Annotated in this window: 31 protein-coding genes; 19 read left to right on the top strand and 12 right to left on the bottom strand. The window is 68.3% G+C overall.

From position 1 onward, the window contains the following. Window positions 1-6: 6 nt before the first annotated feature. Together clpA and clpS are read right to left on the bottom strand one after the other, a co-directional pair. Window positions 7-2,328 (bottom strand): ATP-dependent Clp protease ATP-binding subunit ClpA, encoded by a 2,322-nt coding sequence (gene clpA, locus AB7E83_RS11250; RefSeq protein ID WP_428569197.1) that lies wholly within the window; start codon window positions 2,326-2,328, stop codon window positions 7-9. A gap of 51 nt (window positions 2,329-2,379) precedes the next feature. Then, window positions 2,380-2,736, bottom strand: a complete 357-nt coding sequence (gene clpS, locus AB7E83_RS11245; RefSeq protein ID WP_428569194.1) for an ATP-dependent Clp protease adapter ClpS — start codon at window positions 2,734-2,736, stop codon at window positions 2,380-2,382. Window positions 2,737-2,946: 210 nt separating this feature from the next. Between clpS and AB7E83_RS11240 the strand changes: the two genes are divergently transcribed. Beyond that, a complete protein-coding gene (locus AB7E83_RS11240) occupies window positions 2,947-3,282 on the top strand; it encodes a cold-shock protein (protein ID WP_428569191.1) in 336 nt (111 codons plus the stop codon). A gap of 74 nt (window positions 3,283-3,356) precedes the next feature. On the opposite strand, the gene icd is transcribed toward AB7E83_RS11240, so the two are convergent. After that, window positions 3,357-4,610, bottom strand: coding sequence for an NADP-dependent isocitrate dehydrogenase (icd, locus tag AB7E83_RS11235; protein WP_428569188.1), 1,254 nt, complete (start codon window positions 4,608-4,610; stop codon window positions 3,357-3,359). Between the two features lie 117 nt (window positions 4,611-4,727). On the opposite strand from icd, the gene AB7E83_RS11230 reads away from it, so the two are divergent. The 3 genes from AB7E83_RS11230 to AB7E83_RS11220 all read left to right on the top strand — a co-directional run bounded on the left by AB7E83_RS11230 (window position 4,728) and on the right by AB7E83_RS11220 (window position 5,948). Beyond that, a complete protein-coding gene (locus AB7E83_RS11230) occupies window positions 4,728-5,027 on the top strand; it encodes a hypothetical protein (protein ID WP_428569185.1) in 300 nt (99 codons plus the stop codon). Between the two features lie 173 nt (window positions 5,028-5,200). Then, window positions 5,201-5,410: a hypothetical protein gene (locus tag AB7E83_RS11225; RefSeq protein WP_428569182.1), complete on the top strand. Its 210-nt coding sequence runs from the start codon at window positions 5,201-5,203 to the stop codon at window positions 5,408-5,410. A 91-nt stretch (window positions 5,411-5,501) separates the two neighbouring features. Then, entirely contained in the window at window positions 5,502-5,948 is a 447-nt protein-coding gene (locus AB7E83_RS11220) for a DUF192 domain-containing protein (RefSeq protein ID WP_428569179.1), read from the top strand. Window positions 5,949-5,988: 40 nt separating this feature from the next. Here the strand turns inward: AB7E83_RS11220 and AB7E83_RS11215 are convergent, their stop codons facing one another. Then, window positions 5,989-6,570, bottom strand: a complete 582-nt coding sequence (locus tag AB7E83_RS11215) for a superoxide dismutase (RefSeq protein ID WP_428569177.1) — start codon at window positions 6,568-6,570, stop codon at window positions 5,989-5,991. A 64-nt stretch (window positions 6,571-6,634) separates the two neighbouring features. Continuing rightward, complete coding sequence (xseA, locus tag AB7E83_RS11210) at window positions 6,635-7,870, bottom strand: exodeoxyribonuclease VII large subunit (RefSeq protein ID WP_428569174.1); 1,236 nt, start codon at window positions 7,868-7,870, stop codon at window positions 6,635-6,637. Window positions 7,871-8,221: 351 nt separating this feature from the next. Here xseA and AB7E83_RS11205 point away from each other — a divergent pair, with 351 nt between their 5' ends. The 6 genes from AB7E83_RS11205 to adk all read left to right on the top strand — a co-directional run bounded on the left by AB7E83_RS11205 (window position 8,222) and on the right by adk (window position 12,011). Beyond that, window positions 8,222-8,851: a MotA/TolQ/ExbB proton channel family protein gene (locus AB7E83_RS11205; RefSeq protein WP_428569171.1), complete on the top strand. Its 630-nt coding sequence runs from the start codon at window positions 8,222-8,224 to the stop codon at window positions 8,849-8,851. A 7-nt stretch (window positions 8,852-8,858) separates the two neighbouring features. Continuing rightward, window positions 8,859-9,287, top strand: a complete 429-nt coding sequence (locus tag AB7E83_RS11200; protein ID WP_428569168.1) for an ExbD/TolR family protein — start codon at window positions 8,859-8,861, stop codon at window positions 9,285-9,287. 2 nt (window positions 9,288-9,289) lie between these two features. Then, window positions 9,290-10,273, top strand: a complete 984-nt coding sequence (lpxK, locus tag AB7E83_RS11195) for a tetraacyldisaccharide 4'-kinase (protein WP_428569165.1) — start codon at window positions 9,290-9,292, stop codon at window positions 10,271-10,273. Between the two features lie 34 nt (window positions 10,274-10,307). After that, on the top strand, window positions 10,308-10,514 hold the full coding sequence (locus tag AB7E83_RS11190) for a Trm112 family protein (protein ID WP_428569163.1): 207 nt from the start codon (window positions 10,308-10,310) through the stop codon (window positions 10,512-10,514). Further along, entirely contained in the window at window positions 10,514-11,272 is a 759-nt protein-coding gene (gene kdsB / locus AB7E83_RS11185) for a 3-deoxy-manno-octulosonate cytidylyltransferase (protein ID WP_428569160.1), read from the top strand. Before AB7E83_RS11190 ends, kdsB begins: the two co-directional genes overlap by 1 nt. Before the next feature lie 82 nt (window positions 11,273-11,354). After that, a complete protein-coding gene (gene adk, locus AB7E83_RS11180) occupies window positions 11,355-12,011 on the top strand; it encodes an adenylate kinase (protein ID WP_428569158.1) in 657 nt (218 codons plus the stop codon). A 28-nt stretch (window positions 12,012-12,039) separates the two neighbouring features. Here adk and AB7E83_RS11175 read toward each other — a convergent pair whose 3' ends face one another. Genes AB7E83_RS11175 through AB7E83_RS11165 form a run of 3 tightly spaced genes read right to left on the bottom strand, consistent with a single transcriptional unit; the run spans window position 12,040 to window position 13,906 of the window. Next, window positions 12,040-12,510 carry a DUF6152 family protein gene (locus AB7E83_RS11175; protein WP_428569155.1) on the bottom strand — a complete coding sequence of 157 codons (471 nt, stop codon included), beginning with the start codon at window positions 12,508-12,510 and terminating at the stop codon, window positions 12,040-12,042. Between the two features lie 38 nt (window positions 12,511-12,548). Next, complete coding sequence (locus tag AB7E83_RS11170; RefSeq protein ID WP_428569154.1) at window positions 12,549-12,968, bottom strand: hypothetical protein; 420 nt, start codon at window positions 12,966-12,968, stop codon at window positions 12,549-12,551. After that, complete coding sequence (locus AB7E83_RS11165; protein WP_428569151.1) at window positions 12,968-13,906, bottom strand: asparaginase; 939 nt, start codon at window positions 13,904-13,906, stop codon at window positions 12,968-12,970. The genes AB7E83_RS11170 and AB7E83_RS11165 overlap by 1 nt, the downstream gene beginning before the upstream one ends. Window positions 13,907-13,956: 50 nt before the next feature. On the opposite strand from AB7E83_RS11165, the gene lexA reads away from it, so the two are divergent. Together lexA and AB7E83_RS11155 are read left to right on the top strand one after the other, a co-directional pair. Further along, window positions 13,957-14,631, top strand: coding sequence for a transcriptional repressor LexA (lexA, locus tag AB7E83_RS11160; protein WP_428569148.1), 675 nt, complete (start codon window positions 13,957-13,959; stop codon window positions 14,629-14,631). Window positions 14,632-14,755: 124 nt separating this feature from the next. After that, window positions 14,756-14,977 (top strand): hypothetical protein, encoded by a 222-nt coding sequence (locus AB7E83_RS11155; RefSeq protein ID WP_428569146.1) that lies wholly within the window; start codon window positions 14,756-14,758, stop codon window positions 14,975-14,977. Here the strand turns inward: AB7E83_RS11155 and AB7E83_RS11150 are convergent. Then, complete coding sequence (locus tag AB7E83_RS11150; RefSeq protein ID WP_428569143.1) at window positions 14,950-15,468, bottom strand: DUF1993 domain-containing protein; 519 nt, start codon at window positions 15,466-15,468, stop codon at window positions 14,950-14,952. The genes AB7E83_RS11155 and AB7E83_RS11150 overlap by 28 nt on opposite strands. Window positions 15,469-15,526: 58 nt before the next feature. On the opposite strand from AB7E83_RS11150, the gene AB7E83_RS11145 reads away from it, so the two are divergent. After that, window positions 15,527-16,534 (top strand): D-2-hydroxyacid dehydrogenase family protein, encoded by a 1,008-nt coding sequence (locus tag AB7E83_RS11145; RefSeq protein WP_428569140.1) that lies wholly within the window; start codon window positions 15,527-15,529, stop codon window positions 16,532-16,534. Continuing rightward, window positions 16,531-17,703, top strand: coding sequence for an MFS transporter (locus tag AB7E83_RS11140; RefSeq protein ID WP_428569382.1), 1,173 nt, complete (start codon window positions 16,531-16,533; stop codon window positions 17,701-17,703). Before AB7E83_RS11145 ends, AB7E83_RS11140 begins: the two co-directional genes overlap by 4 nt. A 3-nt stretch (window positions 17,704-17,706) precedes the next feature. Here the strand turns inward: AB7E83_RS11140 and AB7E83_RS11135 are convergent, their stop codons facing one another. After that, entirely contained in the window at window positions 17,707-19,803 is a 2,097-nt protein-coding gene (locus AB7E83_RS11135) for a type IV pilus assembly protein FimV (protein WP_428569137.1), read from the bottom strand. A gap of 68 nt (window positions 19,804-19,871) precedes the next feature. Here AB7E83_RS11135 and AB7E83_RS11130 point away from each other — a divergent pair, with 68 nt between their 5' ends. From AB7E83_RS11130 to AB7E83_RS11110, 5 genes are all read left to right on the top strand, one after another. Next, entirely contained in the window at window positions 19,872-21,392 is a 1,521-nt protein-coding gene (locus AB7E83_RS11130; RefSeq protein ID WP_428569135.1) for a 3-hydroxyacyl-CoA dehydrogenase, read from the top strand. A gap of 4 nt (window positions 21,393-21,396) precedes the next feature. After that, complete coding sequence (locus tag AB7E83_RS11125) at window positions 21,397-22,176, top strand: oxepin-CoA hydrolase, alternative type (protein WP_428569133.1); 780 nt, start codon at window positions 21,397-21,399, stop codon at window positions 22,174-22,176. A 19-nt stretch (window positions 22,177-22,195) separates the two neighbouring features. After that, the gene (locus AB7E83_RS11120) at window positions 22,196-22,915 is read left to right on the top strand and encodes a Crp/Fnr family transcriptional regulator (RefSeq protein ID WP_428569131.1); all 720 of its coding nucleotides are present in this window, start codon (window positions 22,196-22,198) and stop codon (window positions 22,913-22,915) included. A 4-nt stretch (window positions 22,916-22,919) separates the two neighbouring features. Beyond that, entirely contained in the window at window positions 22,920-24,032 is a 1,113-nt protein-coding gene (locus tag AB7E83_RS11115) for a phosphotransferase (RefSeq protein ID WP_428569128.1), read from the top strand. A gap of 125 nt (window positions 24,033-24,157) precedes the next feature. Beyond that, window positions 24,158-25,432: an acyl-CoA dehydrogenase family protein gene (locus tag AB7E83_RS11110; protein WP_428569125.1), complete on the top strand. Its 1,275-nt coding sequence runs from the start codon at window positions 24,158-24,160 to the stop codon at window positions 25,430-25,432. Between the two features lie 10 nt (window positions 25,433-25,442). Here AB7E83_RS11110 and AB7E83_RS11105 read toward each other — a convergent pair whose 3' ends face one another. Beyond that, the gene (locus tag AB7E83_RS11105) at window positions 25,443-26,153 is read right to left on the bottom strand and encodes a hypothetical protein (protein ID WP_428569122.1); all 711 of its coding nucleotides are present in this window, start codon (window positions 26,151-26,153) and stop codon (window positions 25,443-25,445) included. A 70-nt stretch (window positions 26,154-26,223) separates the two neighbouring features. Beyond that, window positions 26,224-26,693, bottom strand: a 470-nt coding sequence (locus tag AB7E83_RS11100; protein ID WP_428569119.1) for an MFS transporter, incomplete at its 5' end; no start/stop codon positions are given.

Genomic DNA, 26,693 nt, shown 5'->3' with positions numbered 1-26,693 from the left:
GGGGCCTCACGGCCCCTCGGACGAGATCTCCTCCGGCTCCGGCTTCTGCTTGCCTTCCTTCTTCGGCAGCGGCTGGATGTCGAGCAGCACTTCGTCCTTCTCGTCGAGATCGACCGTCAGCCGTCCGCCCTCGGTGAGCCGGCCGAACAGCAGCTCGTCGGCGAGCGCCTTGCGGATCGTGTCCTGGATCAGGCGCTGCATCGGCCGCGCGCCCATCAGCGGATCGAAACCCTTCTTCGCCAGGAACTTGCGCAGGTTGTCGGTGAACGTGACCTCGACCTTCTTCTCGGCGAGCTGGGTCTCGAGCTGCAGTAGGAACTTGTCGACCACGCGCAGGATGATCTGCTCGTCGAGCGCCTTGAACGACACGATGGCGTCGAGGCGGTTGCGGAACTCCGGCGTGAAGAGGCGCTTGATGTCGTTCATCTCGTCGCCGGCTTCCTTCACGTTGGTGAAGCCCATCACCGTCTTGTTGAGCGCCTCCGCGCCCGCGTTCGTGGTCATGATGATGATCACGTTGCGGAAGTCGGCCTTGCGCCCGTTGTTGTCCGTCAGCGTGCCGTGGTCCATGACCTGCAGCAGCACGTTGAAGATGTCGGGGTGCGCCTTCTCGATCTCGTCGAGCAGCAGCACGCAGTGCGGCTTCTTCGTCACGGCTTCGGTCAGCAGGCCGCCCTGGTCGAAGCCGACGTAGCCCGGAGGCGCGCCGATCAGCCGCGACACCGCATGGCGCTCCATGTACTCCGACATGTCGAAGCGGATCAGCTCGATGCCCATGATGAACGCGAGCTGCTTCGCGGCTTCCGTCTTGCCGACGCCCGTGGGTCCGGAGAAGAGGAAGCTGCCGATCGGCTTGTCGGCCTTGCCGAGGCCCGAGCGCGCCATCTTCACGGCGGCGGCGAGCACGTCGAGCGCCTTGTCCTGGCCGAACACGACCGACTTGAGGTCGCGCTCCAGCGTCTGCAGCTTGCCGCGGTCGTCGTTGGACACGCTCGCGGGCGGAATGCGCGCGATCTTGGCCACGATCTCCTCGACCTCGGCCTTCGAGATCGTCTTCTTGCGCTTGTTCGGCGGCAGGATCCGCTGGGCGGCGCCGGCCTCGTCGATCACGTCGATCGCCTTGTCGGGCAGATGGCGGTCGTTGATGTACTTCGCCGAGAGCTCGGCCGCGGCCTGGAGCGCCGTGGTGGCGTACTTCACGTTGTGATGCTCCTCGAAGCGGCTCTTGAGCCCCTTCAGGATCTCGATCGTCTGCTCCACCGTCGGCTCGACCACGTCGACCTTCTGGAACCGGCGGGACAGCGCGGCGTCCTTCTCGAAGATGCCGCGGTACTCGGTGAAGGTCGTCGCGCCGATGCACTTGAGGTTGCCCGACGAGAGCGCCGGCTTGAGCAGGTTCGACGCGTCCAGCGTGCCGCCCGAGGCCGCGCCCGCGCCGATGAGCGTGTGGATCTCGTCGATGAACAACACCGCGTTCGGCTTGTCCTTCAGCGCCCGCAGCACGCCCTTGAGCCGCTGCTCGAAGTCGCCGCGGTACTTGGTGCCCGCCAGCAGCGCGCCCATGTCGAGCGAGTACACGATGGACTCCGCGAGGATCTCGGGGACGTCCTTCTGCACGATGCGCCAGGCGAGGCCCTCGGCGATGGCGGTCTTGCCGACCCCGGCCTCGCCGACCAGCAGCGGATTGTTCTTCCGGCGGCGGCAGAGGATCTGGATCACGCGCTCGACCTCGTACTCCCGGCCGATCAGCGGATCGATCTTGCCGTCCTTGGCCGACTGGTTGAGGTTTTGCGTGAACTGCTCGAGCGGCGAGGCCTTCTCGTTCTTCTCGCCGCCCTCTTCCTGCTCGCCCTGGGCGTTCTCGCCGGACTTCGCGGGCTCGGGCGGGTCGCTCTTCTTGATGCCGTGGGCGATGTAGTTCACCACGTCGAGGCGCGTCACGCCCTGCTGGTGGAGGTAGTAGACGGCGTGCGAGTCCTTCTCGCCGAAGATGGCGACCAGCACGTTGGCGCCGGTGACCTCCTTCTTGCCGTTGCCCGTGCTCTGCACGTGCATGATGGCGCGCTGGATGACGCGCTGGAACCCGAGCGTGGGCTGCGTGTCCACGTCGTCGGTGCCGGCCACCTGCGGGGTGTTGTCCTTGATGAAGTTGGACAGCGACTTGCGCAGGTCGTCGATGTTCGCCGAGCAGGCGCGAAGCACCTCGGCCGCGCTGGGGTTGTCCAGCAGGGCCAGCAGCAAATGCTCGACGGTGATGAATTCGTGGCGCTGCTGGCGCGCCTCGACGAACGCCATGTGGAGGCTGACTTCCAGTTCCTGGGCAATCATGAAAATTCCTTTTGCCTTCGTTCGTTCAACTTTACTGCTTCCGGGCCGACTTCACTCGATCGGCTCGCTCAGACATTGCAGGGGATGGCCCGCCTGGCGGGCCGCCTCCTGCACCTGCTGCACTTTGGTGGCCGCCACGTCCCTTGAATAGACGCCGCACACCGCTTTTCCGTCCAGGTGGATCTTCAGCATGATCTGCGTAGCCGTTTCGCGGTCCTTGTTGAAGAATTCCTGGATCACCACCACCACGAATTCCATGGGCGTGTAGTCGTCGTTCAACATGACGACCTGGAACATCTGGGGGGGCTCGGTCTTCTGGAGCTTCTTCTCGGCGACCACGGAGCCGCCGTCGTCGTCGGACGGCGTCCTTGGCGCCACCGGCGGCGGTTGGGGTATCTGGCTGGCCATGAATTTCATTCTAGCGACGCGGCCAGCGGCTGCGGCGCAATGCTGAATTGGTGACGCTCGCGCCACATTCAAGCCGCCGCACTCCGCAGGCCTGCCGGCGCGCAGGCGCCGCGCGAAATGCGTGAAAATTTCGTAAGTGAAAATGTTGACACACTTTCATCGATCCGGGACACTACTTAATAGGTTTGAGGGAACGAGAAGGGGCCGCACATGGCGACCGGTACAGTGAAATGGTTCAACGATGCCAAAGGCTTCGGGTTCATCGAACCCGATGGCGGCGGCGCTGACGTCTTCGCCCACTTTTCGGCGATCACCATGGAGGGATTCAAGACCTTGAGGCAGGGCTCTCGCGTCACCTACGACGTGCAGGACGGTCCCAAGGGGCAGCTGGCGCAGAACATCCAGGCGCTGCCCGGGCCGATACGCACGCTGGAGCCCGACCCCCTGCAGCACCGCCACCACTTTCGCGACCGGCCGCCCCGGCAGCCCAAGGTGCGTGCGCCCCAGTTCCATGCGGTCGTCCACAGCGACCAGGGTTTCAAGTAAACGAACGCGCTCCCTCGACCGCAAAAGAAAAGAAAGCCGCCCTCGGGCGGCTTTCTTCATGGAAGGCCGCAGCCTTACATGTTCTCGATCATCACCTGGCCGAAACCGGAGCAGCTGACCTGCGTGGCGCCCTCCATGAGTCGGGCGAAGTCGTACGTGACCTTCTTCGACTGGATGGACTTCTCCATCGAGCTGATGATCAGGTCGGCCGCCTCGGTCCAGCCCATGTGGCGCAGCATCATCTCGGCCGAGAGGATCTCGGAGCCCGGGTTGACGTAGTCCTTGCCGGCGTACTTGGGCGCCGTGCCGTGCGTGGCCTCGAACATCGCGACCGTGTCGCTCAGGTTCGCGCCGGGGGCGATGCCGATGCCGCCCACCTGCGCGGCCAGGGCGTCGGACACATAGTCGCCGTTGAGGTTGAGCGTGGCGATCACGCTGTACTCGGCCGGGCGCAGCAGGATCTGCTGCAGGAAGGCGTCGGCGATCGAGTCCTTGACGATGATGTCCTTGCCCGTCTTGGGGTTCTTGAACTTGCACCACGGGCCGCCGTCGATCTCGACCGCGCCGAACTCGCGCTTGACCAGCTCGTAGCCCCAGTCGCGGAAGCCACCTTCGGTGAACTTCATGATGTTGCCCTTGTGGACGAGCGTCAGGCTGGGCTTGTCGTTGTCGATCGTGTACTGCACCGCCTTGCGCACCAGGCGCTCGGTGCCCTCGACCGACACCGGCTTCACGCCGATGGCCGACGTGCCGGGGAAGCGGATCTTCTTCACGCCCATCTCGTCGGTCAGGAACTTGATGATCTTCTTCGCCTTGTCGGTGTTGGCTTCCCACTCGATGCCGGCGTAGATGTCCTCGGAGTTCTCGCGGAAGATGACCATGTTGGTCTTCTCCGGGTTCTTCAGCGGCGAGGGAACGCCGGCAAAGTACTGGATGGGGCGCAGGCAGACGTAGAGGTCGAGTTCCTGGCGCAGCGCGACGTTGAGCGAGCGGATGCCGCCGCCCACGGGCGTCGTGAGCGGTCCCTTGATCGACACGACGTACTCGCGCGCGACCTTCAGGGTCTCGTCGGGCAGCCACACGTCGGGACCGTAGATCCGGGTCGACTTCTCGCCGGCGTAGATCTCCATCCAGTGGATCTTCTTCTTGCCGCCGTAGGCCTTGGCCACCGCGGCGTCCACCACCTTGAGCATGACCGGCGTGATGTCGAAGCCGGTGCCGTCGCCCTCGATGTAGGGGATGATGGGCTCGTCGGGCACGTTGAGCGACGTGTCGGCGTTGACGGTGATCTTCTGGCCCTGGGCGGGCACCTTGATGTGCTGGTACATGGGGGAAATCGTCTCCGAAGGGGAAGTGCGTGGCTTTGCCGCACGGCAAACCCGTCGATTCTAGCGGCGAATGCCGGGGTATCCCGCACCATGTCAACCGTTGCCACGGATGGGCCGTTGCGTCTGGACCTGCAGTTCATCAACCGCCGGTGCTTTTCGAAAAACTCCGTTCATCATCCAAAGGAATTCAAAATGACCAAGCTCCTCGCCACCCTCGTCGCCGCTTTCTTCTCCGTCGGCGTGTTCGCGCAAGCCACCCCGGCGACGCCGGCGACGCCGGCCGCGAAGGCCGAGAAGAAGGAAGAAAAGGCCGCCGCCAAGACCGAAAAGAAGGCCGACAAGAAGGCCGAAGCCAAGAAGGACGACAAGAAGCCCGTCGCCAAGGCCGAAGCCAAGAAGGAAGAAGCCAAGAAGTAATCTTCTTCGCTCGAAAGGAAAGCCCGCTTCGGCGGGCTTTCTTCTTTTTGGACGCCCGCCGAAGCGGGCTCTCTTGTTTGTCAACGCATTCCGAGCGCCGCCCGTTACGGATGGGCCTTCCTGTCTTGTCGGGGAGACGCTCCCCGAAGTCACACCCCAAAGGACCATTCGCCATGACCAAGCTCCTCGCCGCCCTGATCGCTTCCGTGTTCGCGGTTTCCACCGCCTTCGCCGCTTCGCACGCCGGCGCGCCGATGGCGGGCGCCTCCGCCCCCAAGGCCGAAGCCGCCAAGACCGAAAAGAAGGCCACCAAGAAGGCCGCCAAGAAGAAGACCGCCAAGAAGGCCGCCAAGCCGGCTGCCGCCGCCAGCGCCAAGTCCTGATCTCCCGGCCCGGCAATGCCCGCACGACGGGCATTCCCGACGGTGCCCGCCTCGGCGGGCATTTTCATTTCCGACGCGCCACAATCGCCCGATGAAGAAATATTTTCTCGCCCTGGCTGCCGCGCTGGCGGTCGCCGTGCCCCTGTTCGCTGTCGCGCAGGAGCCGCAGATGAACCTGCCGCGCGTGAAGCTCGCGGCCGGCATGCACCAGATCGACGCCCAGGTGGCCCGCGCCAGCGAGGAACGGGCGACGGGGCTCATGCACCGCAAGGAGATGCCGCAGCACGAGGGCATGCTGTTCGTGTTCGAGCAGCCCACCCAGCAGTGCTTCTGGATGAAAAACACCCTGCTGCCGCTGTCCATCGCCTTCATCGCCGACGACGGCACGATCGTCAACATCGACGAAATGAAGCCGCTCACGCTCGGCTCGCACTGCTCGCAAAAACCGGTGCGCTATGTGCTCGAGATGAACACGGGCTGGTTCGACAAGAAGGGGATCAAGGCCGGAGCGAAACTCAGCGGCCCGATGTTCCGCTGAGGGCCGTCATCCCCGCCTTCGCGGGGATGACACCCAGCGATCAGGCGTAGTTCTTTGCGGCGAAATCCCAGTTCGCGAGCTTGTCGAGGAAGGTCTCGACGAACTTCGGGCGCGCGTTGCGGTAGTCGATGTAGTAAGCGTGCTCCCAGACGTCGACGGTCAGCAGCGCCCGGTCGGCGGTGGTGAGCGGCGTGCCGGCGGCCCCGGTGTTCACGATGTCGACGCTGCCGTCGGCCTTCTTCACGAGCCAGGTCCAGCCCGAGCCGAAGTTGCCCACGGCGGACTTCACGAAGGCTTCCTTGAAGGCCGCGTAGCTGCCCCACTTCTTGTTGATCGCATCGGCCACGGCGCCGGTCGGCTCGCCGCCGCCGTTGGGCTTCATGCAGTTCCAGAAGAACGTGTGGTTCCAGATCTGCGCGGCGTTGTTGTAGATGCCGCCTTGCGACTTGCGCACGATGTCCTCGAGCGCCATGTTTTCGAACTCCGTGCCCACCTGCAGCTTGTTGAGGTTGTCGACGTAGGCCTTGTGGTGCTTGCCGTGGTGGTATTCGAGGGTTTCCTTCGAATACTCCGGAGCGAGCGCATCGATCGGGTACGGCAGGGGCGGCAGGGTGTGTTCCATGGTTTCCTCTTTTCGTGAAACGTGAATCGATCGTGACGGTGATCGGGGGTGACAGCCGCCGATTCTAGGGCGTCGCCGTCGGCCGCGTACGCGAAACGACGGCATCGGCTTCGCCGTCCGCCAGGGCGGCAGTGATCCGCTGGCCCGCCCGCAGCTGGTCGATGCCGGTCAGGGGCCGGCCCGCCTCGTCCGTGAGCAACGCGTAGCCCTTGCGCAGCATGAGGCGCGGATCGGCCGCGGCGAGGCGCAGCTGCAGCCGCTCGAGCGAATGCGTCGCCCGCGTGAGGCGATGCGTCAGGGCCGCGCGAAGGCGGTGCGAGCGGTCCTGCAAGAGCAGGTGCTGCGCGCTCGTGCGCGCCGAGGGCCGGCCCAGGCGCGCCGCCGCCTGGTCGACGCGCTGCCCCGCGCGGTCGAGGCGGCGCGAAAGCGCGTCGCGCAGCCGGCGTTGCGCATGGTCCAGCCCCTCCAGCCAGGCGAGCTGCGGCTGCGCTACAAGCTCGGCCGCCGCCGTCGGCGTCGGCGCGCGCACATCGGCGCAGAAATCGGCGATGGTGAAGTCGGTCTCGTGGCCCACGCCGCTCGCGAGCGGCACGGGACTCTCGACGATCGTGCGTGCCAGGCGCTCGTCGTTGAACGCCCAGAGATCCTCGATCGAGCCGCCGCCGCGCACGAGGAGGATCGCGTCGATCTGGCCGTCCGCGGCGCGGGCGTACAGCGCGCGCAGCGCCTCGACGAGTTCGCCCGGCGCCTGCGCGCCCTGCACCGCGGCCGGCGCGATGAGGACCTGGACGTGCGGCGCGCGGCGGCGAAGGCAGGTGACGACGTCGTGCAGCGCGGCCGCCTGCAGCGAGGTCACGATGCCGATCGCCCGCGGAAACACCGGCAGCGGCCGCTTGCGGCCGGCCTCGAAGAGCCCTTCCGCTTCGAGTTTCGCCTTCAGCCGCAGGAACTGCTCGAACAGCGCGCCCTGCCCCGCGCGGCGCAGCGACTCCACCACCAGCTGAAGCTCGCCGCGCGGCTCGTAGACGCCGATGCGGCCCGACACCTCGACCAGTTCCCCGTCGCGCGGCTGGAAGCCGAGCAGCCCCGCCGCGCGGCGGAACATCGCGCAGCGCAGCTGCCCGCCGGGATCCTTCAGCGAAAAGTAGCAGTGGCCGCTCGCGGCGCGCATGAAGCCCGAAATCTCGCCGCGCACCGCGACGGGATTGAAACGGGCCTCGAGCGAGTCCGCCACGGCGCGGCACAGCGCGCCGACCTCCCAGGTCCGCGGCTGCGCCGAGGCATCGGTTCTCTGAATCACGAGGCGTGGCGCGGGTTTGCGCGGGTCTGAGGGGTTTGCCCGGCGTCCGCGGGCCGGAATTTAGTCCACAGAAGCATAGGTGCGGCGCAGCATCCGAGGGTTTCCCCCGCCAACGACGATTTCTCCGAGCAAGTGCTTGATTTCACAGGGTTTTTTCCTGCTCATTTTGTCATCGATCTGTCACGATGAAGGATTGGCGCGGGTCCGCGGCCGGTGAGGGGAGGTTTCTGCACAAAGTTATCCACAAGATTTGTGGGCTGCGTCCTACGAGGCCGGGTCTTTGTCCTACGCGGGCCGCGTGCTGGATAATCGCGCGCGCAGTCCCCCATCCCTTGCGTGGAGAGCTCCCTCTTGTTTTCGATCATACAAGCCGCCGGCTGGCCGATCTGGCCCCTGATTGCAGCGTCCATCCTCGCGCTGGCGCTCGTGATCGAGCGTTTCCTGAGCCTCAAGACCGCGCGCATCGCGCCGCCGCGCCTGCTCGACGAAGCGCTGGCCGTGTCGCGCACGGCCGTGCCGATGCCCGAGGTGGTGAGGCAGCTCGAGCAGAACTCCGCGCTGGGCGAGGTGCTGGCCAGCGGCTTCCGGGCGCTCAACGCCGACCCGCGCTGCAGCGAAGCCGACTTGCGCGCGGCGATGGAACAGACCGGCCGCGCGGTCGCGCACCGGCTGGAGCGCTACCTCAACGCGCTGGCGACGATCGCGTCGGCCGCCCCGCTCATGGGGCTGCTGGGCACCGTGATCGGCATGATCGAGATCTTCGGTTCGCAGTCGCCCGCGGGCGGCGCCACCGGCGGCAACCCGGCGCAGCTCGCGCACGGCATCTCCATCGCGCTGTACAACACGGCGTTCGGCCTGATCGTGGCGATTCCCGCGCTCATCTTCTGGCGCTATTTCCGCGGGCGCGTCGACGGCTACCTGCTGACCATGGAAATCGCGGCCGAACGCTTCGCGAGGCACCTGCAGAATCTGCGCCGATGAATACACCATGAATTTCCGACCCCGCCCGAAGGAGGCGCCCGAGATCAACCTGATCCCGTTCATCGACGTGCTGCTCGTGGTGCTGATCTTCCTCATGCTGTCGACCACCTACAGCAAGTTCACCGAGATGCAGCTGAAGCTGCCGGTGGCCGACGCGGACCGCCAGCGCGATCACCCGAAGGAGCTGATCGTGTCGGTCGCGAGCGATGGCCGCTACATGGTCAACAAGGTCGCGGTGCAGGGGCGCGGCCCCGAGGCGGTGGCCGCGGCGATGGCCGACATCGCGCGCGGCGCGAAGGACACCGTCGTCGTCATCAGCGCCGATGCGACGGCCACGCACCAGGCCGTCATCACGGTGATGGAGGCCGCGCGGCGCGCCGGCCTGTCGCAGATCACCTTCGCCACGCAGTCGTCGGCCCAGGCCGGCGCGAAGTAGGCGTGCGGGCCGCGCTGCAGCGCGCCTGGCTGCGCCGCGGCGCGGCGGCCCGGCTGTTGTGGCCGCTGTCGCTGCCGTTCGCGCTGCTCGCCGCGCTGCGCCAGGGCGCCTATCGCATTGGCCTGCTCGCGACCTATCGCGCACCGATCCCCGTCGTCGTCGTGGGCAACGTCGTGGCCGGCGGCGCGGGCAAGACGCCGCTGGTGGTGGCGGTGGCGCAGCACCTGCGCGAGCGTGGGTTGCGGCCGGGCATCGTCTCCCGCGGCTACGGCCGCGACACGGCGGACTGCCGCGAGGTCCACGCCGAGAGCGCGGCGGCCGACGTCGGCGACGAGCCGCTGCTCGTGAAGCGCCACACCGCGCTGCCGGTGTTCGTATCGCGCGACCGCCCCGAGGCCGTGCGCGCCCTGCTGGCGGCGCACCCCGGCACGCAGGCGATCGTGAGCGACGACGGGCTGCAGCACTTCGCGCTCGCGCGCGACATCGAGATCGTCGTGTTCGACGAGGGCGGCATCGGCAACGGCCTGCGCCTGCCGGCGGGGCCGTTACGCGAAGCGTGGCCGCGGCACGCGGACCTCGTGGTCTGCCACGGCGGACCCAAGGGCATCGAGGGTCACCGGATGGCGCGCATGCTGGCCGACTGGGCGGTGCGTGCGGACGGCACGCAGTTCCTGTTGAACGACCTGCAGGGACCGCTGAAGGCCGTGGCCGGCATCGCCAATCCCGAGGTGTTCTTCCGCATGCTGCGCGAGCGCGGGGTGCCGCTCGCGGCCACGCAGGCGCTGCCGGACCACTTCGATTTCGACGCCGGCATCGACGCCGAGGGTTGCACCCTGCTGTGTACGGAGAAGGACGCCGTGAAGCTCTGGCGCACCCATCCGCGCGCGCTGGCCGTGCCGCTGCTCGTCGACGTCGAGCCCGCCTTCTGGCGGGAACTCGATCGGCTGCTCGATGCGAAGCTATCATCCGTGCGATCGCGCACCTGACAACGCAATCGCATTCGCAAACGCAAAAGCCCCCATGGATCCCAAACTCCTCGAGCTGCTGGTCTGCCCCGTGACGAAGGGCCCGCTCGACTACGACCGCGACCGGCAGGAGCTGCTGTCGCGCAGCGCCCGGCTCGCCTACCCGATCCGCGACGGCATTCCCGTCATGCTCGAGGAGGAGGCGCGCACGCTCTCCGACGACGAGCTCGAGAAGCTGCCGCCGCGCACGCCGCTCGTCTGATGCGCTTCACCGTCCTCGTGCCGGCCCGCATGGCGTCGACGCGCCTTCCCGGCAAGCCGCTGGCCGACATCGCCGGCAAGCCGATGATCGTGCGCGTGGCCGAACGCGCGCGCATGAGCGGCGCCGCGCGGGTGGTCGTCGCGACCGACAGCCCGGCGGTGATCGAAGCGTGCGGTGCGCACGGCGTGGACACCGTGATGACCCGCGCCGACCATCCTTCCGGCAGCGACCGGCTCGCCGAAGCGTGCGAGCTGCTCGCGCTCGCGGGCGACGACGTCGTGGTCAACGTCCAGGGCGACGAGCCGCTGATCGACCCCGCGCTGATCGACGCGGTCGCGCGGCAGCTCGTCGTGCGCTCCGAAGCGAGCATGAGCACGGCCGCCCATGCGATCGATTCGGTCGATGAATTCCGCAACCCCAACGTGGTGAAGGTCGTGACGGACGCGCAAGGGCTCGCGCTCTACTTCAGCCGCGCGCCCATCGCGTGGTGGCGCGACGGCTTCGCGGACGGCATCGAGCGCCTGCCCGAGCCGCCGCCCCTGCGCCACATCGGCATCTACGGCTACCGTGCGGGCTTCCTGCGCGAGTTTCCGCGCCTGGCGCAGGCGCCCATCGAAACCACCGAAGCGCTGGAACAGCTGCGCGCGATGTGGCACGGCCACCGCATCGCGGTCCACGTGAGCGAAAGCGCACCGGGCCCCGGCGTCGACACGCCCGAGGACCTGGAGCGCGTGCGCCGGCGCTTCGCCGAGGGGTGACGCGGGTGCCTGTCGACGGTGCGCGTCAGGAGCGCGCGAGGACGCGCGTGCTATGCTTTTGGGCGATACAAGAGGGACCTCCATGAGACTGATCCTGCTGGGCGCGCCCGGCGCCGGCAAAGGCACGCAAGCGGCTTTCATCTGCCAGAAATACGGCATTCCGCAGATCTCCACGGGCGACATGCTGCGCGCCGCGGTGAAGGCCGGCACGCCCCTGGGCCTGGCCGCGAAGAAGGTCATGGATTCCGGCGCCCTCGTGTCCGACGAGATCATCATCGGCCTGGTCAAGGAACGCCTCGCGCAGCCCGATTGCGCGAGGGGCTTCCTGTTCGACGGTTTCCCCCGCACGATTCCCCAGGCCGACGCGATGAAGAACGCGGGCGTGCCGCTCGACTACGTGCTCGAGATCGACGTGCCCTTCGCCTCCATCGTCGAACGCATGAGCGGCCGCCGCTCGCACCCGGGCTCGGGCCGCATCTATCACCTGAAGTTCAATCCGCCGAAGAACGAGGGCCTCGACGACGTCACCGGCGAGCCGCTGATCCAGCGCGATGACGACAAGGAAGAGACCGTGAAGAAGCGGCTCGAGGTGTACGAGGCGCAGACGCGCCCGCTCGTGGGCTACTACTCCGAGTGGGCGAAGAACGACCCGACGAACGCGCCGCGCTACCGCAGGATCGACGGGCTGGGGACGGTCGACGAGATCACCGGCCGGGCGCTGGAAGCGTTGCAGGCCTGAGAGCGGGGCTTCCCGCTCCCCTTTTCGCTCACACGGGGCTCGACCGCAGCCCGTACACCTTGCCGTCCGCCCACAGGTACTCGACGCGCAGGACCGCGGGCCCCTTCTCGTCCTTCAGCGTGTAGCCGAGCACGCCGACGTTCGCGCCGGCCTTGATCTCGGCGACCTTCCACGCCTCCAGGCGCGTGAGCGGCGCGAGCTCGATCTCCCAGCGGCGGTCCTTGCGCCTCGGCAGGCCCGTCTTCGCGAGGAGCGCCTTGCCGTCGAGCGGCGCGCTCTGCGCGGGCACCTGCCGCGCCTGCAGGTCCGCGGGCAGCTTCAGGTCGGCCGGCACTTCGAGGATCAGTTCCACATGCGGGTTCTGCCACTTCGCGCGCGCGACGCGGCCTTCGAGCCAGATCGGCCTGTCCTGGTCGAAGCTGCTCCAGCCGTGGTGTGCGCGCGCCGCCAGTGGCAGGCCGAGGGCGGCGAGAAGAAAGGGACGGCGTTGCATCGTCATCGGGTATCGCTCCGTATCGAGGGAGTGCGGGGAAGAACCTACGAGTAGGCGATCCAGCGGCCGCAGGCGATCGCGGCCAGCCAGAGCAGCGAGGATAGAACCATCTGCGCCCGCGCGGCGGCGTCGAGCTTCGCGAGCGACCCGCGCGCATGGAAGAACGCGGCGTTGAGGCCCGAGACGCCGACGATCCCCATCTTGAGCATGAAGGCCTCGTTGGCCAGCAGCTCCTGCGGCTGCGCGGCGAACATCAGCAGGCCCGAGGCCGCCACGAGCGCGAAGCCCGCGACGGCGAGGCCCAGGCTCAGGCGCGCCATCGCCATGACCGGCAAGGCCGCCGCAGCGCCGAAGACGCGCAGCTCGAACGCGACGAGGTTGCCGAGCAGCAGCGCGATGCCCACGATATGCACGATCTCCAGCGCGGGATAGGCCCAGGGGTGCGAAAGGAGCCCGCCGAACATCAGGGCAGCAAGTCCAGCAGCAGCGCGATGCGCGCCTTGACCGGAGGCAGCGGCGACGCGGGCAGCCGGTCGTCGTCGCGCGAGATCGCCTGCCCCCCGGGGCAGCGCGTCGAGCGGACCACCTTCAACCCCGCGCCCTGCGCGCGGATCAGGGCGACTTCGAGCGAATGATGAACGGTGCCGCTGCCGGTGCCGGCGACGACGATGCCATCGACGCCGCCTTGCACGAGCCCATCGACGATCGCGCCCGATGCGCCGGCGTGGTTGAGCACGATCTCCACGCGCGGCCAGCGTGTGCAGGCGACGAGCTTCTCGAGGCGCAAGGCGCTTCCGGCTTCAGCTTCAAGATCGTCGCGCGTCCGGCGAAAGACACCCTGCTCGACCCGCCCGAGCGGCGCTGCATCGCCCGGGCCGAACGCGTCGAGCCGCGACGCATGCACCTTCATCACGCTGCGCGCATCGAACACCTGCCCCGCGAACGCGACGGCCACGCCTCGCATGCCCTCGGTGGCGGCGACGCGAATCGCGTCGGCCAGATTGCCCGGCCCGTCGGCCGACGCCGAGGTCGCGGGACGCATCGCGCCGGTCAACACCACGGGCTTGTGCGCGTCGAGCACCGAATGAAGCAGCCACGCCGTCTCTTCCATCGTGTCGGTCCCGTGCGTGACGACGATGCCGGCGACGTCGGCCTGCGCCAACCGCTGCGCGCACCGCTGGGCGAGCGCACGCCACACCTCATGGTCCATGTCCTTGCTGTCGATCTGGGCGACCTGCTCGCTCTCGATGGCGATGCCTTCGAGGCCGCCCAAGCCCTCGACGAGCTGTGCCACACCCACCTGTGCCGCCGTGTAGCCGAGGTCGTCCCCGGCGGAAGCCGCCGTGCCCGCGATCGTGCCGCCGGTGCCCAGAACAACGATTTTTCGAGGAGCCACTTGCATTCCTTGCAAAACTGTTCTTAAATACAGGTACTGGATAGGAAAACAGTGCCATGATGGACACGCCGAAGCTCACCGCCCGCCAGCAACAGATTCTGGACCTGATCCAGAGCGCCATCGCCCGCACCGGCGCGCCGCCAACGCGCGCCGAAATCGCGGCCGAACTCGGCTTCAAGTCCGCCAACGCGGCCGAGGAGCACTTGCAGGCGCTCGCGCGCAAGGGCGTCATCGAACTCGTGAGCGGCACCTCCCGCGGCATCCGCCTGCGAAGCGAGGCGCTGCGCTCCATCAACGAGTCGCGCAACAAGCAGTTCTCCCTCGCCCTGCCCAACCTCGCGCAGCTGGCCCTGCCCCTTGTCGGCCGCGTGGCCGCGGGCTCGCCCATCCTCGCGCAGGAGCACGTCGACCAGACCTACTACGTCGAGAGCGGCCTGTTCCAGCGCAAGCCCGACTACCTGCTCAAGGTGCGCGGCATGTCCATGCGCGATGCCGGCATCATGGATGGCGACCTGCTCGCCGTGCAGTCCACGCGCGACGCGAAGAACGGCCAGATCATCGTTGCGCGCCTCGGCGACGACGTGACGGTCAAGCGCTTCCGCCGCAACAAGCACCTCATCGAGCTCCACGCCGAAAACCCCGACTACCCCACCATCGTGGTCGAGCCCGGCGAGCCGTTCGAGGTCGAAGGCATCGCCGTCGGCCTCATACGCAACACGATGCTCATGTAGCGTCGTCGCGACCCCGCTTTTCCTTCCCCCGGTCCACCGCAGGTGGCAGGCGTAGACATCTCTACCCTGCGATGGATCGGCTCGTGTCAATCCTGCCTGTGTTTCTCGCCGTACGGAGCATCACATGGCCATCGCATTCATCGCATTCCTTCGCAACCTCTTCGGCTTTGGCGCGACGCCGCCGGTCGTTCAGCGCATGCAGGTTGCCGCACCGCGCAGCGTGCGCGTCGTCCACAAGGGCCCGGGCCGCATGGTGATCTCCGGCCGGCTCGCCGACGTATGCGCCGAGCTCGACCGTCTTGCAGCTTTAGAAGCTTCTCAGCCTGCGTTCGCGCCCACCAGGTAATCGGCCTTGCCGAGCTCCACGCCGTTGTGCCGCAGCAGGGCATAGGCCGTGGTGACGTGGAAGTAGAAGTTCGCCTGTGCCCAGAAGCGCAGGAAATCCTCGCCACGCATGATGCGTGTCTTGTCGCGGCCGATGGGGACGGTGATTTCCTTGTCGTCGGTGCCTTCGAATTTCGCGGCCGGCACCGAGCCCAGGTAATCCAGCGTCTTCTGGATGCGCGCCTGCAGTTCGGCAAACGTCTGCTCGTTGTCCTCGAACTTCGGCGCTTCCACGCCGGAGATGCGTGCGACGCCGTTCTTGGCGGCGTCGCACGCGATGATGATCTGCCGCGTGAAAGGCAGCATGTCGGGGAACAGGCGCGACTGCGTGAGCGCCACGGGGTCGATCTTGCGCGCCTCGACGTGGGCCGCAGCCTTGCCGAGCACATGGGACAGGTTGCGCAGCACGTGCTGGAACACCGGCACGCTCGCCGAGTACATCGAAATGGTCATTGCGTAAGACTCCTCGTTATCGAAAGCGGGCATCGTACGTCAGGGCACAATCCCGTGCATGAACATCGTGATCCTCGACGATTACCAGGACGCGGTGCGCAAGCTGCAGTGCGCCGCCAAGCTCGAAGCGTATCCCGCCAAGGTCTACACCAACACCGTCAAGGGCATCGGCCAGCTTTCCGTGCGGCTGCGCGATGCCGATGTCATCGTCCTCATCCGCGAACGCTCGCATATTCCTCGGCAGCTCGTCGAGAAGCTGCCGCGGCTGAAGCTCATCTCGCAGACCGGGCGCGTCGGCGCGCACATCGACATCGAGGCCTGCACCGAGCGCGGCATCGCGGTCGCCGAGGGCGTGAGCTCGCCGGTCGCGCCCGCCGAGCTCACCTGGGCCCTCACCATGGCGGCCACGCGCCGCCTGCCCCAGTACATCAGCAACCTGAAGCACGGCGCCTGGCAGCAGTCGGGGATGAAGTCGGCATCCATGCCGCCCAACTTCTGCATGGGCACCGTGCTGCGCGGCAAGATATTCGGCATCTGGGGCTACGGCAAGATCGGCCAGCTCGTTGCGGGCTATGCCAAGGCGTTCGGCATGCGCGTGGTGGTGTGGGGCAGCGACGCCTCGCGCGAGAAGGCGCTCGCGCATGGCTATGAAGCGGCGTCGAGCCGGGAGTCGCTCTTCGCCGAAAGCGACGTGCTCTCGCTGCACCTGCGGCTGAACGAGGACACCTTCGGCATCGTGCGGCTCGAGGACCTCAATCGCATGAAGCCCACGTCGCTGCTCGTGAACACCTCGCGCGCGGAGCTGATCGAGTCCGACGCCCTGATCGCGGGGCTGAACCGAGGCCGTCCCGGCATGGCCGCCGTCGACGTGTTCGAGAGCGAGCCGATCCTGCAGGGGCATGCGCTGCTGCGGCTGGAGAACTGCATCTGCACGCCGCACATCGGCTACGTGGAGCAGGAGAACTACGAGATCTTCTTCGGCGCCGCGTTCGACAACGTGGTGAACTTCATCCGGGGCACGCCGACCAACATCGTGAACCCCGGCGCGTTGCAGGTGCGCCGCTGACCGCCCTGCCCCGCGTCCTCTGGCCGCTCCTGTTCGGCAACTTCGTCATCGGCACAGGCGTGATGGCCGTGCCGGGCACGCTCAACGAGATCGGCGAGTCGCTGGCCATCACACCCGCGGCGGCCGGCCAGCTCATCAGCGCGGGTGCGATCCTCATGTGCATCGGCGCGCCGCTGTGCGCGGCCTTCGTCGCGGGCTGGGACCGACGGCGCCTGCTCGCGTACTCGATGGTGTGGTTCGCCGTCTTCCATCTCGCGTGCGCTGCGGCGCCCGACTTCGGCACGCTGCTGCCGCTGCGCGTGCTCGCGCTCCTGCCGCCCGCCGTGTTCACGCCGCAGGCCGCGGCCTGCATCGGGCTGCTCGTGCCGCCGCAGCAGCGCGGCCGCGCCGTCACCTTCGTCTTTCTCGGCTGGTCGGTCGCCTCCGTGCTCGGCATGCCGCTCGCGGCGCTCGTCGGCGGCACCTTCGGCTGGCGCACCGTGTTCGCCTGCGTCGCGGTCCTCGCCGCGATCGCCGCCGCCTGGGTGTGGCGCGCGATGCCGGATGGCGTGAAACCGCCCGCCTTGTCGCTGGCCTCGTGGAAGCAGACCTTCCGCTCGCGGCCGCTGATGCTCTGCGTGCTCGTCACCGTGCTGTGCGGCGCGGGGCAGTTCACCGTCTTCGCCTACTTCGCGCCGTATATGCGCCAGCGGCTCGGCGCGTCGGCGGCGGAGCTGAGCGCGATCTTTCTCTGGTACGGCGTCTTCGGCTTCCTCGGCAACGTGCTGGTGTCGCGCTACATCGAGCGCTGGGGCGTCCACCGGGCCGTCATGGTGACCACGGGGCTGATGGGTGTGTCGATGCTGCTGCTGCCGCTCGGCACCAGCATCGTCCTCATGGCGGTCGTGATCGTGCCGTGGGCGCTCGGCTGCTTCTCGATGAACTCGGCGCAGCAGGCGCGCCTGATCGGCATCGCGCCATCGCTGGCGGCCGGGTCGGTGGCGTTGAACACCTCGGCGATCTACGCGGGCCAGGCCATCGGCGCCGGCGGCGGCGGCTGGCTGATCACCCACATGGGCATGGGCGCGCTGGGTTGGGCGGCGGCGGCATGGATCGCGCTCGCGATGATCGCGAGCGCGATGGCGACGCGGGCTGCATTCGCTTCCGCTCCCTCGCCCGCCGGCGCATGAAATCTACTTCTGCCCCGGCTTCTTCAGCGAATCGAGGTCGAACTCCAGCGGCGGCAGTTCCACGGACTCGGGTTCCGGCGGCGGCAGCGCCTCGAGGTCGATGTCGAGGCCGACGCTCGCCGACGTCGGCGGCTGCTGCAGGAATTCGAGCGGCGCATCGAGCCGCGCCTCGGCGATCGAGCCGGACAGCGGCTGCAGCGAGGTCGCGCCGAAGCCGGACACCGGCTGCGAGTCGCCGAAATTGCGCGGCGCCTCGCTCACCGGCGCCATCGAATCGCCGGTCGTGACCTCTTTCGCCACGTTGTAGAGCAGCAGCAGGTCGCGGTAGGCCTCGAGGTCGAACGGCTCCGCGCCCGGCGAATTGGGCCGGCGGAAGATCGACTCCTCGATCACCTCGAGCACGCGCGGCGAGGGCCACAGCGCGATGATGCGCGACATCGCGCGGCGATAGTCCTCGAGGCCCGACGACGTGGCGCCGAACTCCTCGAACGTCGGCACCTGGGCGTTGAAAAGCGCCAGGAATTCGGAGCGGATGCGCTCGTAGTCCGCACGCCGGCCGAGCCCGTGGTAGATCTCGAGCAGGTCCATCCATGCGGCCGGACTGGTCTCCACGTGATCGTGGACGTGCGCCTCGAGCACCGCGGCCGCCTGGTCGTGCTGGCCGATGGACGCGAAGAATTCGGCCTGCTGCTGGATGTCGATCAGCTCCTCGGCCTTGATCATCCGCGTGCTCATGGTCTGGCTGTGCGCGAAGTCCGGCGGACGGGATGGCGAGCTGTCGAACGACGACGCGCGCGAGCCGGGGCGCGAGTCGAGCGAGGAGAGCTGGACCGAGCGCGAGACGGTCTCGCGCGGCGACTGTGTCGCGCGCGGCTGCGCCGGCCCCGCCGCCACGGGCGCGGTCACGGCCGGCTTGTCGTGCGACCCGGAGCTGGACTCGGGCGTGAAGACGCTGTCGGCCGAGAGGCCGCGATCGCTGTCCTGCCACCAGCGGCGCGACGAGTTGCGCGACGGCCGGCGGCGCCAGAACCACGCGGCCAGCGCGACGGCGCTCACCACGCCGAGCGCCACGAGCGCGAGCGACAGCGTGTTGCGTTCGCCGCGCGCCTTCTCGAGCTGCTGCGCCAGCTGGTTCATCGCCAACGTGTTCTGCTGCATCGAGTCGCGCAGGCCCTTGACCTGCGCCTCCATGGCCGCGATGCGCTGGTGCTGGCGCAGGAATTCGTCGGGAGTGGTGTTGAGCGCCTGCCACATCGCCAGCGCCTCGGCGCGCTTCTGCGGCGAACCCGTGGGCGTGCTGAGCGTGAGCGAGGGGCGCAGGCCGGTGTTGGGCACCGGGGACAGGTCGAGCGGCTCCACGCGCAGCCGCGAACGCGCGGCTTCGGCCGACGAGGTCGGGGGCGCGACGCGAGGGGAACGGGAGATGTTGTTTTCGCGCCGCAGATTGGGCGAAGCGACGGCGGCCGGCGTGTCGACGCGCGGGGACCGCGAGGCTTGCGCGCGCGACGCGCGTTCGGCGCGCGGCGCGCGCTCGGTTCGCGGCGCAGGCGCGGCAGGCGCGGTTGCAGCGTCGATGGACGATGGGGGACGGATGCGCGGCGAGGTCGACGCACGCGGCTCGGCCGCCGCGGACGCCGTGCCGGCAACGCGCGGCGCAACCGGCGACGCCTGGGCATCGACGGACTGCGCAGGCACGGCAACCGTCGCCGGCCCGCTCAACGGCGCCACGTCCTCCTGCTCGGCCAGCAGCACGAAGCGGCGCGTCATCTTCTCGCCGCAGCCCACGCGCAGATACAGGGTGACGATGGGCTCGTCGACCGGGACGGGCGACGTGAGGCGGATCTGGTGGCCGCCTCCGGGAGCGCGCTCCTGGGCGAGGCTCATGCGGCTCACGCGGGTGTCGCCATGGAACAGGTCGCCGGCGATGCAGGGCTCGGGCTCGTCCGCGTCGAGCACGAGAGGCAGCGTCAGGTTGAGCGGGCGGCCCATCAGCACCGCGCCGCGGACCCGGCCGATCGACAGCGCATGAGCGGTGGAAATGGCCGCGAAGATCGCGAGACCGAGGAATGCGCCGGTACTGAGCCGTCTTATTTGAATCATGGTCGGGTCAGCTACTGTACCCGCCCGGCAGGACCGACCGATACGGAGGCTTCACGGATAATCGTGCGATGCAAGCTCGTTACTCAACGGTGGGCGTCGCGGGTGCCGGCGCCATGGGCCGCGGCATCGCGCAGATCGCGGCTCAGGCCGGCAGCACGGTCCGCCTCTTCGATACGCAGGCGCAGGCCGTGGCGCGTGCGCGCGACGAGATTTTCGCGCAATGGGACCGTCTGCGGGAGAAAGGCCGGATGGACGCCGCGGCCGTGGATGCCTGCAAGGGCCGACTCGTCGCCGCCGGCAGCCTGCAGGACCTGCGCGACTGCGAACTCGTGATCGAGGCCATCGTCGAGCGCCTCGACGTGAAGAAGTCGCTCTTCGGGGAACTCGAAGGCATCGTCGCGCCCGGCGCCGTGCTCGCCACGAATACTTCCTCGCTCTCCGTCACGGCCATCGCCGCCGGCATGAAGCACCCGGGTCGCTTCGCGGGCTATCACTTCTTCAACCCCGTGCCACTGATGAAGGTGGTCGAGGTGATCGCCGGGCTCAAGACCGACCCCGCCGTCTGCGAGGGCCTCACGGCCTACGCGCGCGACATGGGCCACACGCCGGTCGCCGCACAGGACACGCCGGGCTTCATCGTCAACCATGCGGGGCGCGGCTTCGGCACCGAGGCCCTGCGCATCGTCGGGGAGGGCATCGCCGACTTCGCGACCATCGACCGCATCCTCAAGGACCAGGTCGGCTTCAAGCTCGGCCCGTTCGAACTGCTCGACCTCACCGGGCTGGACGTCTCGCACGTGGTGATGGAGTCGATCTACACGCAGTACTACGACGAGCCGCGATTCCGCCCCAGCGTGATCGCCGCGCAGCGGCTCGCGGCCGGCGTCGTCGGGCGCAAGGTCGGCGAAGGCTTCTACCGCTACGTCGACGGGAAGGCGCAGGTCGCACCGGAGCCCGCCGTGCCCACCGTCGAGGAAATGCCCCCCGTGTGGGTCTCCACGCGCGCGGCGCGGCGCGCCGAGCTCTACCAGCTGCTGAAGGACCTCGGCGCGAAGATCGAGACGGGCCAGTCGGCCTCGCCGAACGCGCTGACGCTCGTCGCGCCGCTCGGTTTCGACGTGACCACGGTCGCCGTGGTCGAACGGCTCGACCCGGCGCGCACCGTCGGCATCGACATGCTGTTCGACGATGCCGCGACGAAGCGGCGCGTGCTCGCCACCAACCCGGCCACCCGGCGCGACATGCTCGACGCCGCGCACGCCCTCTTCGCGAGCGACGGCAAGCCGGTGAGCGTGATCCGCGACTCGGGCGGCTTCGTCACGCAGCGCGTGGTCGCCACCATCGTCAACATCGCGGCGGACATCTGCCAGCAGCGCATCTGCACGCCCAAGGACCTGGAGACCGCGGTCACGCTCGGGCTCGGTTATCCGGCCGGGCCGCTCGCGCTCGGCGACAGGCTCGGGCCGACCAACGTGCTCGAGGTGCTGTTCAACATGCAGACGGTGTACGGCGATCCGCGCTACCGCCCGAGCCCGTGGCTGCGGCGCCGCGGCGCGCTCGGCGTTTCCCTCCTTCACGAAGAGGCCTAGCGTCATGCCCGCCGAACTCCAGAGCGCCAGCCACGGCCGCACGATGGTCCTCACCATCAGCAACCCCGAGCAACGCAATGCGCTCGGACCCGACATCTACGCCGCCGGCGTCGAGGCGCTGATCGCGGCCGACAGCAACCCGGAAGTGCGCAGCGTCGTCATCACCGGCGCGGGCGGCATGTTCTGCGCGGGCGGCAACCTGCAGCGGCTGCAGGCGATGCGAACGGGGCCGAAGGAAATCCTGGACCAGGGGCCGGCCGGCCTGCACGCCTGGATCGAGGAAATCCGCAGCTTCCCGAAGCCCGTGATCGCCGCCGTCGAAGGCGCGGCGGCGGGCGCGGGCTTCTCGCTCGCGCTGGCGTGCGACTTCATCGTCGCCGCCGAGAACGCGACCTTCGTCATGGCCTACGCCAACATCGCGCTGTCGCCGGATGCGGGCGGCAGCTGGTTCCTCTCGCGCGCGATGCCGCGCCAGCTCGCCAGCGAATTGCTCATGTGCGCCGAGCGCATCGCGCCCGCGCGGCTGAAGGAGCTGGGCCTCGTCAACCGCGTGACGCCCGCGGGCGGCGCGCTCGACGAAGCGCTCGCTTTCGCGGAACGCCTGAACGACCGCGCACCGAATGCGGTGGCGAGCGTGAAGGAGCTGCTCAACGATGCGCCCGCGCAGCCGCTGCTGAAGCACCTCGACGCCGAGCGCACGCATTTCGTCGACAACCTGCGCCACGCGAACGCCGGCATCGGCATCGACGCCTTCCTCGCGAAGAAGCCCCCGCGCTTCGAGTAGCCGCACTGCCCCTCGCGCCATGGACGACCCCATCCTCACCATCGAAGAACGCGCCGCGATCAACGCGGGGCGCTGGTTCTCGTCCCTCTCGCCTTCGCTGCGCCACGACATCCTGCGCTGCGCGTATGTGAAGCGCTTCAGGGACGGCGAGCTCATCGCGGCGCGCGGCGACCCGCCCGAGGACTGGGTCGCGTGCGCGCGCGGCGCGGTGCGCGTGAGCTCGACCTCGATCACCGGCAAGCAGGTCACGCTGACCTACGTGGAGCCCGGCGTGTGGTTCGGCGACGTCGCGATCTTCGACGGCGAACGCCGCACGCACGACGCCTACGCGCACGGTGAAACCACCATCGTATGCGTCTCCCGTGCGGACCTGCGCAAGATCCTCTCGCAGCACACCGAGCTGTACGAAGCGATGCTGCGGCTGCACGCGCGCCGTATCCGCCAGCTCTTCGGGCTGGTGGAGGACCTCAACACCCTGCCCCTGCGCGCGCGACTGGCCAAGCAGCTCCTGCACCTCATCCGCAGCTACGGCGTGCCCTCGCTCGCCGACGGGCGCGAGGTGCGCATCGGCCTGCAGCTCGCGCAGGAAGAGCTCGCACAACTGCTTGGCGCATCGCGCCAGCGCGTCAATCAGGAGCTGAAGGCGATGGAGCGCGACGAGGCGATCCGCATCGAACCGGGCGGCCTGGTCGTGCGCAACCGCGAAGCCCTGATGCGCATCATCGAATCGGATGACTGAACCCATGACGACCAACGGATTCGACCACTTCATCGGCACCCGCGAGGTGTCCGGCACGCACGCCTTCGACGTCGCGGCGCTGACGGCCTGGATGGAGAAGAACATCGAGGGCTTCCGAGGCCCGGTGACGGTGGAGATGTTCAAGGGCGGGCAGTCCAACCCGACCTACAAGCTCGTGACGCCGTCGCGCAGCTACGTGATGCGCTCCAAGCCGGGCCCGGTGGCGAAGCTGCTGCCGTCGGCGCATGCGATCGAGCGGGAGTTCGCGGTGATGCGCGGCCTCGCCGGCACCGACGTTCCCGTGCCGGTGATGTACGGCCTGTGCGACGACGAATCGGTGATCGGCCGGGCCTTCTACATCATGGAGTTCATGCAGGGCCGCGTGCTTTGGGACCAGTCGCTGCCGGGCCTGTCGAACGCCGAGCGCGCCGCGCACTACGACGAGATGAACCGCGTCATCGCGGCGCTGCACACGGTGAAGTTCGCGGAGCGGGGCCTTGCGAGCTACGGCAAGCCAGGAAACTATTTCGACCGGCAGATCGGCCGCTGGAGCAAGCAGTACAAGGCGTCGACCGACGGGGCAGGCCCGGCTTCGCAACCGATCCCGGAGATGGAGAAGCTGCTCGAATGGCTGCCGGCGCACATTCCGCTGGCCGCGCGCGACGAGAGCAAGGTCTCGATCGTCCACGGCGACTTCCGCCTCGACAACCTCATGTTCCACGCCACCGAGCCGCGCGTGATCGCCGTGCTCGACTGGGAGCTGTCGACGCTCGGCCATCCGCTCGCGGACTTCGCGTATCACTGCATGGCCTGGCACATTCCGCATGGACCGGGCTCGCGCGGCATCGGCGGGCTCGACCTCGCGTCGCTCGGCATTCCGTCGGAAGATGAGTACATGCGCCGTTATTGCGAGCGCACGGGCTTCGCGACCGTCGCGGAGCTGAAGGCCGACTGGAACTTCTACATGGCCTACAACCTGTTCCGCATCGCGGCCATCCTGCAAGGCATCGCCAAGCGGGCCGAGATGGGAACGGCGTCGAGCGCGCAGGCCGCAGCCTCGGGCGCCGGCGCGAAACCCATGGCGGTGCTGGCGTGGGGGTTCGCGCAGCGGGCCTGAGACGGCCGGGCCATGCGGCGTCAGTCGCCCAACGGACAGCGCATGCGGCGCGGGCTTCTTAACATCGATCCATCGCGAGGCGCGTCGCACGCTCCCCGACGAAGAGAAGACAAAGGAAGACGTCCATGGATTTCGAGTACTCCGCCAAGACCCGTGAACTCCAGCAGCGCCTGATGGCGTTCATGGACGCGCATGTCTATCCGGCCGAGAAGGACTACGACGACGAACTCGCGGCCAACACCGCCGCGGGCAAGCGCTGGTCGGCATTGCAGACGGTCGAGCGCCTGAAGAAGAAGGCGCGCGAGGCGGGCCTCTGGAACCTGTTCCTGCCTGTCGACACCTCGCATCATTCGGGCTACTCGGGCGCGGGCCTCACCAATGCCGAGTACGCGCCGCTCGCCGAGATCATGGGACGCGTGCCGTGGTCGCCCGAGGTCTTCAACTGCTCCGCGCCCGACACGGGCAACATGGAAACGATCGCGCGCTACGGCTCCGAAGCGATCAAGGCGCAGTGGCTCAAGCCGCTGCTCGAAGGCCAGATCCGCTCCGCCTTCGCGATGACGGAGCCCGAGGTCGCGTCGTCCGATGCCACCAACATCGCCACGCGCATCGAGCGCCAGGGCGACGAGTACGTGATCAACGGCCACAAATGGTGGATCTCGGGCGCGGGCGATCCGCGCTGCCAGGTCTTCATCACCATGGGCAAGACCGATCCCGAGGCGCCGAAGCATTCGCAGCAGAGCATGATCATCGTTCCGCGCGACACGCCCGGCGTGCGCATCGTGCGGCCGCTCAGCGTGTTCGGCTACGACGACGCGCCGCACGGCCACGTGGAGATGTATTTCGAGAACGTGCGCGTGCCGGTGGGCAACATGCTGCTGGGCGAAGGCCGCGGCTTCGAGATCGCGCAGGGGCGGCTCGGCCCCGGCCGCATCCACCACTGCATGCGCCTCATCGGCCTGGCCGAGCGCTCGCTCGAACTGATGTGCCGCCGCGTGCTGTCGCGCGTCGCCTTCGGCAAGAGCGTCGCGCAGCAGGGCGTGACGCAGGAGCGCATCGCCGAGGCGCGCTGCCGCATCGACATGGCGCGCCTGCTCACGCTCAAGGCCGCCTGGATGATGGACAAGGCCGGCAACAAGGTCGCCCGCAGCGAGATCGCGATGATCAAGGTCGTCGCGCCCAACATGGCCTGCCAGGTGATCGACTGGGCGATCCAGGCGCACGGCGGCGGCGGCATGAGCGACGACTTCCCGCTCGCCGGCTTCTATGCCGGTGCGCGCACGCTGCGCTTCGCCGACGGCCCGGACGAGGTCCACCGCAATGCGATCGCGAAGTGGGAGCTGGGCAAGTACGGCAGCTATGGCCGCGACATGGAAGCGGCCATCACCCGGGGTTCCTGAGCGATTCGGCCTAGATCGCCAGATCCGTCGACAGCCCGCCAATAGCCGACTCGCATGCGCTCGCGAACAGCTCCGCAACGTGTTCCACGAGCGCGGGGCTCGCGGGCCGGAACTCCATGCGCAGATACGCCTTGCCGCGCAGCACGAGCATCATGAAGGGCACGTCCGCCGGAACGCCCTTGCCCGGCCAGTCGAGCAACTGCTGCGCGAGTTGCGGGTCGATCCAGGCGAGCGCGTTGTCCTTGCGGTCGGCAAGCACCGCATAGCGGTCCCAGAATGCGCGCGGCAGGCTGTCCCAGCCCACCTCCTCGTACATCGCGAGCCAGCGCATCTCCTCGGGCAGGTTGGGGTCCGCCGTCGTCCGGAGATCGTTGGTGATCATGTCGTAGGCCTTGCGCTCGAGCGCCTCCTTGAGCGGCCGGTTGATCACGAGCACCGCCGCGTCTTCGTTGAGACCCAGTTCGGCGCGCGCCCGCAGCTCTTCGCCCTGGATGTAGTTGCGGCTCGGCTTGCCGAGCTCGAGGGTCCAGCGCTTGCCCTCGACGCGGCCCTGCATCGACAGGGTCTGCCCCTTGCCCTGAAGCGTGACGGCAAATCCGTGCGCCTGCGCCCAGCGCGACACCGGCGCGTGGAACTGCGAGACGGGGTTGTCCGCGTCGGCGCCCGCCGAAGGCTCGCGACCCGCGTCGCGTGAAAACACCTTCCTGAGCTTGTCGAACATGCGTCCTCGGCCGTGACGAAAGCGACGATTATCCGGCGATTCGCCGCAAACGCCAGCGCCGACGCCAGTGCTACCGCTGGCGCAGGCGCATCGCGCTGAAGCCCGCCGCCACCAGCGCCATCGCGGCGCCGAGCACGAAGGCGACGTCAGCGCCCCGCGCCCCTTCGAAGAACGCGAACACGATGGCCACCATCGCCGCCCCGATCGACTGGCCCGTGAGCCGCGCCGTCCCCAGCATGCCGCTCGCGGCGCCCGCGCGGCTCAGGGGCGCGCTCATCACCAGCGTGTGATTGTTCGGCGACTGGAAGAGCGCGAAGCCCGCGCCGCACAGCGCGAGCCGCCACGCGATGTCGACGCTGCCCGCGCGGTCCGGCAGCAGCGCCAGCAGCAGCAGGCCCAGCGACAGCATCACCAGCCCGATGCTGCCCAGGATGCCGGCCGGGTAGCGCGAGATCAGACGCCCGGCGATGGGGGCCACGACGACGACGGCGGCCGGCCAGGCCGCGATCAGCAGGCCGGCGTGGCCGTGCGAAAAGCCCT

It is taken from the genome of Ramlibacter sp. (assembly GCF_050250995.1).
Lineage (GTDB): Bacteria > Pseudomonadota > Gammaproteobacteria > Burkholderiales > Burkholderiaceae_C > Ramlibacter.
Note: the sequence above shows the minus strand (reverse complement) of the source record. Positions and strands in the feature narration are given on the sequence as shown.